Origin of the sequence: Vitiosangium sp. GDMCC 1.1324 (assembly GCF_003044305.1) — a bacterium.
In the GTDB taxonomy this organism is placed as follows: domain Bacteria; phylum Myxococcota; class Myxococcia; order Myxococcales; family Myxococcaceae; genus Archangium.
In genome coordinates this window covers 275,528-290,483 of the sequence record NZ_PZOX01000018.1, presented here as the reverse complement: position 1 = coordinate 290,483, position 14,956 = coordinate 275,528, and the positions used below count along the sequence as shown (strand labels likewise).

General features: G+C 68.7%; 9 protein-coding genes. 5 read left to right on the top strand and 4 right to left on the bottom strand.

Translation table 11 applies throughout. The features are described 5' to 3' along the window. The 3 genes from DAT35_RS40555 to DAT35_RS40545 all read right to left on the bottom strand — a co-directional run bounded on the left by DAT35_RS40555 (position 1) and on the right by DAT35_RS40545 (position 5,567). Positions 1–546, bottom strand: a complete 546-nt coding sequence (locus DAT35_RS40555; RefSeq protein ID WP_108074657.1) for a hypothetical protein — start codon at positions 544–546, stop codon at positions 1–3. Between the two features lie 85 nt (positions 547–631). Beyond that, positions 632–4,528, bottom strand: coding sequence for a phosphoribosylformylglycinamidine synthase (purL, locus tag DAT35_RS40550; protein ID WP_108074656.1), 3,897 nt, complete (start codon positions 4,526–4,528; stop codon positions 632–634). Positions 4,529–4,736: 208 nt separating this feature from the next. Further along, positions 4,737–5,567 carry a GIN domain-containing protein gene (locus DAT35_RS40545; RefSeq protein ID WP_108074655.1) on the bottom strand — a complete coding sequence of 277 codons (831 nt, stop codon included), beginning with the start codon at positions 5,565–5,567 and terminating at the stop codon, positions 4,737–4,739. A 206-nt stretch (positions 5,568–5,773) separates the two neighbouring features. Here DAT35_RS40545 and DAT35_RS40540 point away from each other — a divergent pair, with 206 nt between their 5' ends. From DAT35_RS40540 to DAT35_RS40520, 5 genes are read left to right on the top strand one after another with little or no spacing between them, the layout of a single operon-like run. Beyond that, the gene (locus tag DAT35_RS40540) at positions 5,774–9,874 is read left to right on the top strand and encodes an ELWxxDGT repeat protein (RefSeq protein ID WP_158502102.1); all 4,101 of its coding nucleotides are present in this window, start codon (positions 5,774–5,776) and stop codon (positions 9,872–9,874) included. An 11-nt stretch (positions 9,875–9,885) separates the two neighbouring features. After that, a complete protein-coding gene (locus DAT35_RS40535; protein ID WP_108074653.1) occupies positions 9,886–12,111 on the top strand; it encodes a molybdopterin oxidoreductase family protein in 2,226 nt (741 codons plus the stop codon). A gap of 10 nt (positions 12,112–12,121) precedes the next feature. After that, entirely contained in the window at positions 12,122–12,850 is a 729-nt protein-coding gene (locus DAT35_RS40530) for a glutathione S-transferase family protein (protein ID WP_108074652.1), read from the top strand. Positions 12,851–12,877: 27 nt separating this feature from the next. Beyond that, complete coding sequence (locus DAT35_RS40525; RefSeq protein ID WP_158502101.1) at positions 12,878–13,612, top strand: bifunctional 2-polyprenyl-6-hydroxyphenol methylase/3-demethylubiquinol 3-O-methyltransferase UbiG; 735 nt, start codon at positions 12,878–12,880, stop codon at positions 13,610–13,612. Then, a complete protein-coding gene (locus DAT35_RS40520) occupies positions 13,596–14,348 on the top strand; it encodes a VanW family protein (RefSeq protein WP_199243139.1) in 753 nt (250 codons plus the stop codon). Before DAT35_RS40525 ends, DAT35_RS40520 begins: the two co-directional genes overlap by 17 nt. Positions 14,349–14,385: 37 nt before the next feature. On the opposite strand, the gene DAT35_RS40515 is transcribed toward DAT35_RS40520, so the two are convergent. Beyond that, positions 14,386–14,811: a toxin-antitoxin system YwqK family antitoxin gene (locus DAT35_RS40515; RefSeq protein ID WP_108074649.1), complete on the bottom strand. Its 426-nt coding sequence runs from the start codon at positions 14,809–14,811 to the stop codon at positions 14,386–14,388. Positions 14,812–14,956: the final 145 nt, after the last annotated feature.

Below are 14,956 nucleotides of genomic sequence, written 5' to 3'. Positions count from 1 at the left end.
TCAGCAGGCGCAGCCGGGCCCCTTGTGACAGACCTTGCTGCACGAAATACACGAGTCCCCGCAGGGGCAGCCTTTCTTGCATACCTTGCAGCAAGTCCGTGCGGGAGCGGAGCTGGGGGACTCGGACGAAGACGCCTCGTCGGATTCATCCACGCTCCAGTCCGTGTCTCGCGGGGCCTGTGTGGACGCCGGCACCACCGAGGGGTCCGCCGGGGATGGTTCGGGCTGGCTCTGAGCCTGAGCCTCCTGGGCGGGGGATTGTTTGAGAGCCTCGGTGGCGCAGCGCCGTAGATCCTCAGGACTCGGCGTCTCGTCTTTCACCTTCTGCTTGTGCCGTAGGCGCAAGGCATCGGCCGCGCACATACAGTAACGCAGGCGATTGTCCTCACTCAGGCTGGGATTGGACTTCTTGACCTTGTCGGCACAGGTGACGACGAAGGTCACCACATCCCCGCTCGACAACTCCTGCGGCTCGAAGAGGTTCGGAGTGTCGGCGGAGGCGGTGAGCGACAGGCATAGCACTGCGAGCAGGACGTGACGGGACATGAGCCCTCCACCGGGCAGGATCGGCGGGGCTCAGTCATTCCGTCAAGGCAGGCACCTGTCCTGACGTCGGGCCAAGACACATCGCTCAGCCCAGCGCCGCGCGCGCGTTGCGGAACATCCGCATCCACGGGCCATCCTCACCCCACTCCGGCGGGCACCACGAGTACTGCACGCTCCGGCTCACGCGCTCCGGATGCGGCATCAGGATGGTGACGCGCCCGTCCCTCGATGTCAGGCCCGCGATTCCGTGCGGCGAGCCGTTCGGGTTCGCCGGGTACGTCTCCGTCACCCGCCCGTGGTTGTCCACGAAGCGCACCGGCACCACCCCCAGCCCGTTCACCCGTGCCGCCTCCTCGGGGCTGGCGAACTCCGCTCGCCCCTCTCCGTGCGACGACGCGATGGGGATACGGCTGCCCGCCATGCCCTTGAAGAACAACGACGGGCTCTCCGCCACCTCCACCTGCACCAGCCGCGCCTCGAACTGCTCCGAGGCGTTGCGCACGAAGTGCGGGAAGTGCTCGGCTCCAGGGATGAGGTCACGCAGCTGCGCCATCATCTGGCAGCCGTTGCACACGCCCAGGGCGAAGGTGCCCGGACGCGCGAAGAACGCGGCGAACTCGTCTCGCGCACGCGCGCTGAACAGGATGGACCGGGCCCAGCCTCCGCCCGCTCCCAGCACGTCGCCGTACGAGAAGCCTCCGCAGGCCGCCACTCCCGTGAAGTCCTTCAGCGACACCCGCCCCGCGAGGATGTCGCTCATGTGCACGTCCACCGCGCTGAAGCCCGCGCGCATGAACGCTCGCGCCATCTCGTACTGGCTGTTCACCCCTTGCTCCCGCAGGATGAGCACCCGGGGCTTCGCTCCCTTCGCGATGTACGGCGCCGCCACGTCCTCCTTCGGATCGAACGTGAGCCGGGGCGACAGGCCCGGATCGGCCGGGTCGCACTTCGCGGTGTACTCCTCCTCGGCGCAGCGCGGGTTGTCGCGCAGCTTCTGCATCTCGTAGCTCACGCGCGACCACTGCTTGCGCAGCGCCATCGTGTCCTCCTCGAGGAGGACCTTCGCGCCATGGTGCACCTGCACCGTCAACCCCGCCCTCGGCCGGCCGAGCTCGTGGTACGTGGAGCCCAGCCCGTGTGCCGTCAGCACCTCGCGCACCCGCGAGAGGTCGGCGGCCTTCACCTGCAGCACCGCGCCCAGCTCCTCGTTGAAGAGCGCCGCGACGGCATCCGGGCCCAGCGAGGCCACGTCCACCTCGAAGCCGCAGTGCCCGGCAAAGGCCATCTCCACCAGCGTGGTGAGGAGACCGCCGTCGGAGCGGTCGTGGTAGGCCTGCACCAGGCCCGCCTCGTTGAGCGCCTGCATCGCGGCGAAGAAGCCCTTCAACGTCTCGGGGCTCTCCACGTCCGGGCACCGCGGGCCCACCTGCGCGTAGGTCTGCGCCAGGACGGACCCGCCCAGCCGCTGCCTGCCGCCCGCGAGGTCCACGAACACCAGCCGCGTATCCGCCTCCGGCTCGCGAAGCTGCGGCGTGAGCGACTTGCGGACATCGAGCACCGGCGCGAACGCCGACACGATGAGCGATAGCGGCGCCGTCACCGCCTTGCGAGCCCCCTTCTCCTCCCACACCGTGCGCATGGACATGGAGTCCTTGCCCACCGGAATGGTGAGGCCCAGCACCGGGCACAGTTCCATGCCCACCGCCTTCACCGCGGCGTAGAGGTTGGCGTCCTCGCCCGGGCTGCCCGCGGCGGCCATCCAGTTGGCGGACAGCTTCACGTCCCCCAGCTTCCCGATCCGCGCCGAGGCGATGTTCGTCACGGCCTCGGCCACCGCCATGCGCGCCGAGGCGGCTGCGTCGATGAGCGCCACCGGCGTGCGCTCGCCCATGGACATGGCCTCGCCCGTGTAGCCCGCGTGCGCCGACAGCGTCACCGCGCAGTCCGCCACCGGCACCTGCCACGGACCCACCATCTGGTCCCTCGCCGTCAGGCCCGACACCGTCCGGTCTCCAATGGTGATGAGGAACCCCTTGTCCGCCACCGTCGGGTGCCCGAGCACCCGCCCCAGCATCTCCTTCACTGGTGCGTCCAGCTTCAGCTCACCGTGCGCCAGCCGGCGCGACTTCACGTCCCGGTGCATCCGCGGCGGCTTGCCGAACAGCACGTCCATCGGAATGTCGATAGGGGCGTTGCCGAACTGCCGATCCGTCAGCTTCAGCGCCTGCTCCTGAGTGGCCTCGCCCAGCACCGAGAACGGCGCCCGCTCGCGCTCGCACAGCGCCGTGAAGCGCGGCAGGTCCTCCGGCGCGATCGCCAGCACGTAGCGCTCCTGCGCCTCGTTGCACCAGATCTCCACCGGCGCCATGCCGGGCTCGGCGTTCGGCACCTCGCGCAGCTCGAAGCGGCCACCCAGCTCGTTGTCGTGGATGAGCTCCGGCACCGCGTTGGACAGGCCTCCCGCCCCCACGTCGTGGATGGAGCGAATGGGGTTGGCCTCTCCCAGCGCCCAGCAGCTGTCGATGACCTCCTGGCAGCGCCGCTCCATCTCCGCGTTGTCTCGCTGCACCGAGGCGAAATCGAGGTCCGCCGCGCTCGAGCCCTGCGTCATCGACGACGCCGCGCCACCGCCCAGGCCGATCAGCATCGCCGGGCCACCCAGCACGACGATCTTGTCCCCCGGCTTCAGCGTCCCCTTCTGCACGTGCTGCGCCCGGATGTTGCCGAGGCCTCCCGCGATCATGATGGGCTTGTGGTAGCCACGCACCTCGACGCCCTCGGACGTGGGCACCTGCATCTCGAAGCTGCGGAAGTAGCCGCACAGGTTGGGCCGGCCGAACTCGTTGTTGAAGGCGGCGCCACCCAGCGGGCCTTCGATCATGATGTCGAGCGCGGACACGATGCGCTCCGGCTTGCCGTAGGGCAGCTCCCAGGGCTGCTCGTAGCCAGGAATGCGCAGGTTCGACACGGAGAACCCGGTCAGGCCCGCCTTGGGCTTCGCGCCCCGGCCCGTGGCTCCCTCGTCACGAATCTCTCCGCCCGCGCCAGTGGAGGCTCCCGGGTGCGGCGAGATCGCGGTGGGATGGTTGTGCGTCTCCACCTTCATCAGGATGTGCGTGGGCTCGCGGTGGAAGCGGTACTCGCCGCTGGCCACGTCCGGGAAGAGACGCTCGGCCTCGAAGCCCTCCATCACCGCCGCGTTGTCCTTGTACGCCGACAGCACGCCTTCCTTGTTCGCCGCGTAGGTGTTCTTGATGGACTGGAAGAGCGACCGCTCCTGCTTCTCCCCATCGATGCTCCACGAGGCGTTGAAGATCTTGTGCCGGCAGTGCTCGCTGTTCGCCTGCGCGAACATCATCAGCTCGACATCGGTGGGGTTGCGCTTCAGCTCGGTGAAGCGCGCCACCAGGTAGTCGATCTCATCCTCGGCCAGGGCCAGGCCCAGCTCCCGGTTCGCGGTGACGAGCGCCGCCCGGCCTCCGCCCATCACATCCACCGTGGTGAGCGGCCTGGGCGTGTGACCCGCGAAGAGGATGGCGGCGTCTTCCTCTCTCCCCACGACCGCCTGGGTCATCCGGTCATGCAGCACCGGCTGCACGCGGGCGAGCTGCGCGGGGCTCAGGGCCTTGCCGGTCCCGTCGGCGACCCAATAGGCAGTACCGCGCTCGATGCGCCGCACGCCGCGCAGGCCACAGTTCTGGAAGATGTCCGTGGCCTTCGACGACCAGGGCGAGATGGTGCCGGGGCGCGGGATGACGAGCTGCAGGCTTCCCCGCGGCTCCGTCCGGTTCAGCCGCGGGCCATACCGCAGCAGGTCGTCCATCAGGGCCCGCTCGGACTCCGAGAGGGCGGTCGCGACGTCGACGAAGTGCACGAACTCCGCGTAGACGGAGGCCACGGTCGGCTCCAGCTCGCGGCAGCGAGCGAGCAACTTGGCCAGACGGAACTCGGAGAGGGCGGGGGCGCCACGCAGCGTGAGCATGGGATCTCTGGGAGAGGGGTCCGGAAATGCGCGGCCGTCTTATAACCACCGCCTCCTCCCTGCATCCGATAAGAGATCGTGACAGGCCGCCCCCTCGGACGGCGGGGCCTGTCTCCCGGGAAAACGAGGGAGGCCCTCCCCCGCCCCCTGGAGAGCCGGGTGGGCGGGAAAAGGCCTCCTGGGTGACGAAGCAAGGTGCGCTTCTGGCTCAGTGGCGCCGGATGTTCCCGCTGCCGGTGAGTCGCACATCGTTCACCTGGGCCGAACCCCACAGGTCCACGTTGCCGGAGCCGTCGATGCTCACCGACACGCGCTCGTTGACCGTGGCCTCCACCCCGCCAGAGCCCGTCACGTCCAGAGCCGCCTGGGCGCTGGTGAGTCCCCGGGCCTCGACACTGCCACTGGAGCTCGTCCGGACCACCAGCTTCGGCGTCGAGCCCGAGAGGTTCACGTCACCGGAGCCACTGCTGGACACCAGCACCTGCTTCGCGGAGCCGTCGTAGGTGATCGAACCGGAGCCCGAGAGGTCCAGGCCCACCTCCTCCAGCGCCTGCTCCTGCGAGGTGCAGAGCGTCATGCTGCCAGAGCCCGAGAGCATCGCGAGGAGGCGGCTCGCCGGCCCGCAGTAGCGCAGGTCTCCCGAGCCATCGAGCTCGAGGAGGAGCGAATTCGCCTGGGAGATGCCCTCGACGAGGAAGTCGCCGGAGCCGCTGTTCTTCGCGCCGAGGAAGCGCGGCAGCGTCGCCACCACCCGGCCCTCGCCCGAGTACGACAGGTTCTCGGTGTCGTCGATGATGAGCGCATCCCCGTCCACGCGGGTGGTGACGTAGCGGTGCAGGTTCTCGTCGAGCGTCAGGCTGAAGGAAGGGGCGTCGGCCTCGCGCACCACCACATCCAGGGAGGAGTGATTCTCCACCCGGCTGAAACCGGAGACCTCACGCGACTGGGTGACCTTGTGGCCGTCACCCCGCACCATGAACAAACCGCAAGCGGGCAGGAACAACAGCACAGCAACACCCACACCCAGGCTCTTCCACATGCTCTGACTCCCGGAAAGGACGCCTGCCCTCCCAGGCGGCGTCGTGCATCACGCCACCTGGAACACCGCCTCCGCGCGAAACCGTCACCCCCGGAGTGCATTTTTCCGCCGCGCTCCCGGCGGGCCCGGATGTGGTTGAATGCCGTCGCATGGCCGGACGCGGAACCAGGTCCGGCGGGGGAGTCTCGAGGAACAGCATGGTAAGAGTGAACACGACCCTGGCGTCCTTGTGCGTCCTGGTGATGGGCGCGGCCTGCACGGCCCCCACTCGGGAGGAGCCAGTACGTGAGGCGCCGAAGGCCACCCGCCGGGCGCTGGGCGAGGGCCCCGCCTCCCTGATGGCGGACGTGGGTGCGACGTCCGAGGGCGCGCTGGTGCGCTACCCCGAGTTCCCCACGGCGGCGGGGGCGGCGCTCCTGTTCTCGGCCAACGAGGACAGCACCGGACCCGAGTTGTGGAGACTCACGCCCTCCGGCCCCGCCCTGGTGGCCGACATCGCCCCGGGCACCATCGGCTCCTCGCCTTCCAACCTCTTCCACATGCGGGGGCTCACCTACTTCAGCGCCACGGATGGCCAGCATGGCGTGGAGCTATGGCGGACGGACGGCACCACCGCCGGCACCTTCCAGCTCGCGGACATCAACCCGGGCGCGGCCAGTTCCCAGCCCACGGCGTTCGCCGAGCTCAACGGGTGGGTCTACTTCAGCGCCAACGACGGCGAGCACGGGGCCGAGTTGTGGCGCACCGACGGCACCACGGAGGGCACGGTGCTCGTCCGGGACATCGCGTTGGGCAAGAGCAACAGCGATCCCGGCTCGTTCACCGAGCTCGGCGGCAAGCTCTACTTCATCGCCACCGCCGGGGGCACGCAGCAGCTCTGGCGCACCGATGGCACCCCCGTGGGCACTGTCCGTGTCGGCGCGAGCCTGATCATCAAGGCCTCTCCCGCCACGCGAGGGCTCGTGCGCGCGGGCCGTACGCTCTTCTTCGCCGCTGATGACGGTTCCACGGGAAGCGAGCTGTGGAAGACCGACGGCACCGAGGCCGGTACAGTCCGCGTCAAGGACATCCTCCCGGGAGCCTCGGGCTCCGCACCCGCGCAGCTCACCGCCTTCGGAGGCGCGGTGTACTTCGTCGCCACCGATGGTGTGACGGGGCGCGAGCTGTGGAAGACCGACGGCACCGATGCGGGCACCGGGCTCGTCCTGGACCTCCTCCCCGGAAACAACACCGTGGAGACGCCCGACTCCCTCGTCGCCGCGAGCACCCGCCTCTTTTTCATGACGCGGGATGCCAGCAACACCGAGAGCGCCCTCTACGCGACGGATGGCTCGGCGGCGGGCACGCTGCTCCTCAAGGACTTCAAGGCCGCGGGAGGCAAGGGCCCCCTGCAGATGAAGGCCAACGGCGGCACGCTCTACTTCACCGCGTACGAGCCGGGCTTCGGCAACGAGCTGTGGACGAGCGACGGCGGCGCGGCGGGCACCCGGCGCATCGGCAACAACATCTTCTCGGGCGATCGCCCCACGGATCCGGCGCCCCGCTCGCTCACGGTGCTGGGCGACACGGTCTACTTCGTGGCGAACGCGCCGGGGACTGGCCTCTCCGACGAGAACCCGCCGCTCCCCACGCTGTGGAAGACCCAGGGTGACGCGGCCAGCACGGTCCCCGTCGGAGCCGATCTGAACGCGACCCGGGGCTCGAACCCCGTGCCCTTCGCCTCCTGGAATGGCGCGCTGTACTTCACCACCTTCGAGCAGGACGAGGCGGCGAAGCTGTGGCGCAGCGATGGAACGGCGGCGGGCACGAAGCCCCTCGTGGACATCATTCCCAAGGATGACACCCTCTTCATCCTGGAGTCGGGACTGAGCGCCCTGACGCCCCTGAATGGAGCCCTCTACTTCGCGGCCCTGCCCTCTTTCGCGGAGGGCTTCCAGCTCTGGAAGACGGATGGCACGCCCGCCCCCACGGGCACCACCGCGGTGACCACCAAGGTCAAGCTGACCACCGCTGCCGGCACCCCCATCGAGCTCGCCGCCTACGGAGGATTCCTCTACTTCGCCGGCCAGGACACCGCCAACGGCACCGAGCTGTGGAAGACCGATGGCACCGACGCGGGCACCACCCTCGTGAAGGACATCGTCGCGGGCAGTGGAGCGTCTTCGACTCCCTCCCGATTCACGCCCATGGGAGGCGCCCTCTACTTCATGGCCCGGGACGCCTCCGGCGGCCGCGAGCTGTGGAAGACCGACGGCACCGGCGCGGGCACGGTTCGCGTCGCGGACATCCGCGACACTGGGAACAGGGGCGCTGTCCTGAACATCGCCGGCGTCATGGACGGGTTCCTCTACTTCGTGGCCAACGAGGCCAGCACCGGCATCGAGCTGTGGAAGACAGACGGCACGAGCACCACCCTCGTGAAGGACATCACCGCGGGTGCCCTGGACTCCGGGCCCTCCGTCTTCGCGGTGCTCGGCAGTACCCTCTACTTCAGCGCCGATGACGGCGTCTCCGGCCGGGAGCTGTGGAAGACCGATGGCACCGGCGCGGGCACCGTCCGCGTCAAGGACCTCCTCCCCGGCAACGGAAGCTCCAGGCCCCTCGCCCTCACGGCGCTCGGCGGCACGCTCTACTTCACCGCCGATGATGGCACCTCCGGCCGGGAGCTGTGGAAGTCCGATGGCACCGAGTCGGGCACCGTGCGCGTCAAGGACCTCCTCCCGGGCAACGGAAGCGGAGTCCTCGCCGAATCGCTCTTCGTGCTCACCCCCGAGAACCTGCTCCTCTTCGCCGCCAATGACGGCGTGAGCGGCACCGAGCTGTGGCGCTCGGACGGCACCGAGGCGGGCACCTTCGTGCTGCACGACATCGCCCCCTGGCAGCAGGGCTCGGACCCCGCGGGCTTCACTCTCGCCGGGGACTCCATCGCCTTCAGCGCGAGCGATGGGCGGCACGGGCGCGAGCCGTGGTGGATGCCGCGAGCCCTGCTCACCAATGGCACGGCCCCGAGCATCACCTGCCCGGCCAACCAGCTCGTCGAGGCCCAGCAGACGCTGGGCGCCCATGTCGACTTCCCGGAGGCCGAGGCCACCGATGACACCACGCTCCCGCCCGCCCTCTCCTATAGCCGGGTGCCGGGAAGCTTCTTCCCGTTCGGGCCCACCGAGGTCACCGCCACCGCTCGCGACGCGGCGGGCCTGGTGGCCACGTGCACCTTCACCGTGACGGTGCGGGACACCACGCCTCCGGAGCCAGTCTGCCCCGCGAGCGCCACGGTGGAGGCCACCAGCGAGGGCGGCGCGATCGTCACCTACTCTGCGCTGGCCACCGACGCGGTCACCCGCTCCCCCGTGATCACCGCGAGCCACGAGTCCGGCAGCCTCTTCCCCCAGGGCAACACCCAGGTGACGGTGACGGCCACCGACGAGCGGGGCAACAGCAACCAGTGCACCTTCACCGTGCGCGTGCAGGACACGACGGCCGCGGTGCTGACGTGCCCCGCGGACCCGATTGTCGAGGCCGAGAACGCTGGCGGCGCGACCGCCACGTGGCCGCCCGCCGAGGTCTCGGATGCGGTCTCCGCCCACCCGACCCTCACCTACGATCAGACGAGCGGGAGCCGCTTCCCGCTCGGGAGCACCCCCGTCACGGCCACGGCGAAGGATGCAGCCGGGAACGTCTCGAGCTGCACCTTCCACGTCATCGTCCGTGACACGAAGGCTCCCACGCTCAGGTGCCCGGCCCCCATCCAGGTCGAGGCCGTGGGGCCCTCGGGCGCCCCGGCGGAGTTCAAGGTGATCAACTACGTGGACACCGTCTCCGCCGTCACCGTGAGCACCAGCCACGCCTCCGGGGACACCTTCCCCGTTGGAGAGACGTCCGTGAAGGTGAAGGCCGCGGATGCCTCGGGCAACGAGGCCGAGTGCAGCTTCCCCATCACGGTGCGCGACACCCTGCCGCCGCTGCTCACGTGCCCGCCCGACGTGAACGTCGCGGAGGGACCCGTGGCGGTGACGCTGCCCCAGGCCTCCGTCACGGACCGGGTGACGACCTCGCCGAGCATCAGCATGTCCCCGGCGAGCGGCAGCATCTTCCAGGTCGGTGACACCTCCGTGGAGGTGACGGCGACGGACGCCGCCGGCAACACGGCCCGGTGCAACTTCAACGTGCACATCGCCAAGCAGGCCAGTGGCTGCGGCTGCTCCGCCCAATCGGCGAGCGCTGGTGCGGCCGCATGGATGGGCCTGCTGTCGCTCCTGGCGCTCGCCACCCGCCGCCGGCCCCGTTCTTCCCCTCGCTGTCCCTGAGAGGCATCTCGATGACCAAGCCCTCGTCGCCGTCCGAGCTGCACTTCCGAACCTGCAATCTCTGCGAGGCCATGTGCGGCCTGCGCATCGAGACCTCCGGTGGCCGCGTCACCTCCATCCGCGGCGACGAGGAGGATCCCTTCAGCAAGGGCCACATCTGCCCCAAGGCCGTCGCGCTCCAAGATCTCCATGAGGATCCGGATCGGCTCCGCCAACCCGTCCGGCGCACCGCCAACGGCTGGCAGCCCATCTCCTGGGAGGAAGCACTCGACGAGACCGCACGGCGGCTGCACGCCATCCAGAAGGAGCACGGCAAGGAATCGGTGGGCGCGTACGTGGGCAACCCCACCGTCCACGACCACGGCGCGCTGATCTTCCTGCCCATGCTCCTGCGGGCCCTGCGCACGAAGAACAAGTTCTCGGCGTCGTCGGTGGATCAGCTCCCCCACCAGCTCGTCGCGTACCTGATGTTCGGGCACCAGTTCCTCATCCCCATCCCGGACATCGACCACACGCGCTACATGCTCATCCTCGGGGCCAACCCGCTCGCCTCCAACGGCAGCCTGATGAGCGCGCCGGGCGTCCGGGGCCGGCTCAAGGCCATCCAGCAGCGCGGCGGCAGGGTGGTGGTGGTGGACCCCCGGAAGACGGAGACCGCCCGCGCCGCGGACGAGCACGTCTTCATCCGCCCCGGCACCGACGCGCTGTGGCTGTTCTCGCTCCTGCACGTCCTGCTCGAGGAGACGGGCCCGAAGCTGGGGCGGCTCGCGGAGTTCTCCGACGGCCTGGCCACCGTCCGGGAGGTGGCGCGCGACTTCACCCCCGAGCGCGCCGCGCTCCACACCGGCGTTCCCGCGGACACCACCCGGAGGATCGCCCGCGAGCTGTCCGCCTCGGAATCCGCCGTCTGCTACGGCCGACTGGGCGTCTCCACCCAGGCCTTCGGTGCGATGTGCCAGTGGCTCATCAACCTCATCAACCTGGTGACGGGGAACTTCGACCGCGAGGGCGGTGCCCTCTTCACGAAGCCGGCCTTCGACGTCGTGCAGGGGCCGCGTGCACTGGCCATGGGCCGCGGCAGCTTCGGGCGCTGGAGGAGCCGCGTGCGCGGGCTGCCCGAGTTTTCCGGAGATCTGCCAGTGGCCGCGCTCGGCGAGGAGATCCTCACCGAGGGCCCCGGCCGTATCCGCGCGATGCTCACCTCCGCGGGCAACCCGGTGGTGTCCACGCCCAACGGACGGCAGCTCGACAAGGCGCTCGAGTCACTCGACTTCATGGTGTCGATCGACCCGTACATCAACGAGACGACCCGGCACGCACACATCATCCTGCCGCCCAGCACGCACCTGGAGCGGAGCCATTACGACCTCGCCTTCCACGTGCTGGCGGTGCGCAACACCGCGAAGTACTCGCCGCCGCTCTTCCCGAAGCGCCCGGACTCGAAGCACGACTGGGAGATCTTCCTGGAGCTGAAGCACCGCCTGGAGAAACTGCGGGGAGCGCCGCGCGTCCAGGGCGAGCTGGAGTACCGCACGCTCAAGGCGCTCGGTCCCGATCGCCTGCTGGACGTGGCGCTGCGCGCGGGCCCGTATGGCCTGAAGCTCCGCCCGTTCCGCAAGGGGCTGAGCCTGGCGAGCCTCGAGGCCCAACCCCATGGCGTGGACCTGGGGCCGCTCCAGCCGAGCCTGCCCGGACGGCTGGCCACGCGAGACCGCCGCATCCAGCTCGCTCCCGAGTTGCTGGTGGCCGACGTCCAGCGCCTGCGCCAGACCTACCCGGCGGACGCGCCAGCCCCCGAGGAAGGGACACTGCTGCTCATTGGCCGGCGCCACCTGCGCGACAACAACTCCTGGCTCCACAACGTGCCGCGGCTCGTCAGCGGCAAACCCCGGTGCACGTTGATGGTGCACCCGGATGACGCCCGCCGGCTCGGTCTGCGGGAGGGAGGGGAAGCATTCATCACTTCGCGTGTGGGCGAGGTGAAAGCGCCCGTGACAGTGACGGATGAAGTGATGCAGGGCGTCGTGAGCCTGCCTCACGGCTACGGCCACGGGCGGGAAGGCGTCCGGCTCCGCGTGGCGGGGGAGCATGCAGGCGTGAGCATCAACGACCTGACCGATGATCGTTCACTGGATGCTATCAGTGGCAACGCCGCGTTCAGCGGGGTCCAGGTACGCATCAAACCGGTAGAATCGATTCGTACGGAAGAACAACTGGAGCAGTCCGCGACTGGATGAGACACCACCCATGATCACCCTCTATCAAACCCCTCAGGCCTGGGGCACGCCCAACCTCAGCCCGTTCTGCTTCAAGCTCGAGTCGTATCTGCGCATGGCCGGCCTGTCCTACGATGTGAAGCTGGCCTCGCTGGCCAAGGCGCCCAAGGGCAAGGTGCCCTACGTCGAGATCGACGGGAAGGTGATGGGCGACTCCCAGTTCATCATCGAGTACCTCAAGAACAAGCATGGGGATACGCTCGACTCGAAGCTGACGCCGGAGCAGATGGCGATCGGCCACACCATCCGGCGCATGCTGGAGGAGTGCACCTACTGGTACATCGTGTACATGCGCTGGGTGGACGAGGCGGGTTGGCGGGCCTACCTGCCTGTCGCCGAGACGATGGTCCCGGAGGTGGTGGGTGGACCCGTGCCGGTGGCGGCGCTGCGCCAGAAGATGCTGCAGATCCTCCACGACCAGGGGACGGGCCGCCACAGCATGGAGGAGGTCCAGAAGCTGGCCAAGGAGGACATCTCCTCGATTGCGACGCTGATGGGCACCAAGCAATTCCTGCTCGCGGATTCGCCGTCCTCGTTCGACGCGGTGGTGTACTCGTTCCTGGTGAGCATCATCGCCAACCCGGTGGACACGGAGCTCAAGCAGCACACGCTGTCGCAGGAGAACCTCGTGCGCTACTGCGCCCGGTTCAAGTCGCGCTTCTTCGCCAACTGGAAGCCTCCCGAGTTCAAGGCCGCCTGAACCACTCTTCCCATGAGGCCAGACCCGATGAGCTCGGAGACTTCTGTCGGTAGATCGGGTCAGGCGGATGTGGCCCCGGAGGAGCTGCCCGCGGAGGAGAGAGAGGTCGTCGCCTACTACGACGCCCTCGCGCCGACGTACGACGCGGACAGGTTCAGCGGCTCGTACGGAGCCTATCTGGACGGGCTGGAGCGCCGCGCATTGCGCCGGTGGCTCCAGGGCCCGAGGGTGCTCGACCTCGCCTGTGGAACGGGCCGCTTCCTGGACCTGGCGAGCGAGGGATTGGATCTCAGCGGGAAGATGGTCGAGCGCGCCCGGACGAAGTGGCCGGACAAGCGCATCCACCACGCTCCGGCCTGGAGCATCCCCGCCGACGACGGCAGCTATGACACCGTCTTCGCCCTGCACTTCTTCATGCACCTGCACCTGGGAGCCATCCGCCGGGTGCTGGACGAGTGCCGGCGAGTGCTGCGCCGCGGCGGGGTGATGGTGTTCGACTTCCCCAACGCGCTGCGCCGCCGGCTCGTGGGTTACAAGGCCTCCGGCTGGCACGCGGGCACCGAGCTGATGGCGAGCGACCTCCGGATGCTGGGCGGGGGGCACTGGCGCCTCGTCGCGTCGCGAGGCGTCGCACTGGCCCCCATCCACCGCCTGCCTCACGCGGCACGCCCGGCCTTCATGGCCGCGGAGGTGCTGCTCGGACGGACACTGCTCAAGCACCTCGCCTCGTACCAACTGGTGAAGCTTGAGAAGGTGGATTGACGCCATCCGCCCGCTCGTCCCGGTGCCCGCCCGCGTCTGGGTGGCCAGCACCCGGAGCACGCTGAGGGATCTGCGTACGGGAGTGCGGTGGAGGCTCGTCACCCGCTCGGAGCAGGACCGGCCCGAGACGCAAGCGTGGCCAGCGTATGTGACCGTCTCACAGCCGCTCGGCCATTCGGCGCATCTGAAGGGCAAGAAACACAATCTCGCCCTGGCCCTCCGCGAGCTGCGGGACGTCCACGTGGGACCGGAGGAGATCTTCTCGTTCTGGCACCTGGTGGGTCAGCCCTCGAAGCGTCGGGGCTTCGTGTACGGAAGGAACCTCGTGGGCGGCCAGCTCGAGGTGAGCATCGGGGGCGGGCTGTGCCAGCTCTCGGGACTGCTGTACCTGCTGGCCCTGCGCAGCGGGCTGCGAGTGCTGGAGCGACATGCGCACTCGGTGGACCTCTACACGGAGCAGACGCGCTTCGCACCGCTGGGCTCGGATGCCACGGTGGCCTACGGCTACAAGGACCTGCGCTTCCGCAACAGCCTCCCCCACCCCATCGTCCTGCGGTTCGAACTGGGAGAGGACAGACTCACCGGCTCGGTGTGCGCTCCCGTGCCGATGGAGCCCTGCACCGTCGAGTTCGCCATCGAAGAGGAAGCGGACTCACGTCAGGTGACGACATGGCTGCACCGCTCTGGAGACACCGCCCCGGACCGCATCGGGGTCTCCCGGTACGCGAAGCCATAGCCCCGCATCCAGAGCGCGCAAGCACTGGGATGCTGAATCAGCCCGGTGGTGCTGATTGTCCGTACTTCTTCCGCTTGATTTGCAGAATGCCATACAGGTTGTCTTCAGGACTGATATGCCAATCCTTTATCAGCCTGCCTTGCTCATCCCACCTCTTCTCCGCGACCCCAATCCCGAGCTCACCGCGCTCCTCTGAGATGAGACGACCCTGTTCGTCCCACTCGTGCAGATACCCGTGGAGACCACCTTGCCAGAGGTTCGCTTCCTTCCTGAGCTGACCTGAGGGATGCCACGCGCGCACCAATCCGTGCCTGACCCCGTTGAGATGAGGCACCTCGCTGCACAGTGTGCCGTCCGGGAAGAATTCGACTGCCACCCCCGTGAAAGGCTGGCCCCTCCAAACGATCAATTGCTCATGACCTATGTCGAGCTCCTCGAAGTCAACGCGGGGCAGGTCTGTCATGGCAGGATCTTGATTCCCGGGGGAAGAATCGCATCGCAATTCGGGCTTCTCGCTCATACAAGGTTCGCAGAGGATTCGCCGACGCGCAGGCCACCATCAGGCCGCACAGCATCAGTCCCATGCACCGCATCGGGGCCCTCCCTGA

Bases quoted from the DNA above. Each gene is read 5' to 3' on its own strand.
- DAT35_RS40555 (WP_108074657.1), bottom strand. From the start codon at position 546: ATGTCCCGTCACGTCCTGCTCGCAGTGCTATGCCTGTCGCTCACCGCC.
- purL (WP_108074656.1), bottom strand. From the start codon at position 4,528: ATGCTCACGCTGCGTGGCGCCCCCGCCCTCTCCGAGTTCCGTCTGGCC.
- DAT35_RS40545 (WP_108074655.1), bottom strand. From the start codon at position 5,567: ATGTGGAAGAGCCTGGGTGTGGGTGTTGCTGTGCTGTTGTTCCTGCCC.
- DAT35_RS40535 (WP_108074653.1), top strand. From the start codon at position 9,886: ATGACCAAGCCCTCGTCGCCGTCCGAGCTGCACTTCCGAACCTGCAAT.
- DAT35_RS40530 (WP_108074652.1), top strand. From the start codon at position 12,122: ATGATCACCCTCTATCAAACCCCTCAGGCCTGGGGCACGCCCAACCTC.
- DAT35_RS40525 (WP_158502101.1), top strand. From the start codon at position 12,878: ATGAGCTCGGAGACTTCTGTCGGTAGATCGGGTCAGGCGGATGTGGCC.
- DAT35_RS40515 (WP_108074649.1), bottom strand. From the start codon at position 14,811: ATGACAGACCTGCCCCGCGTTGACTTCGAGGAGCTCGACATAGGTCAT.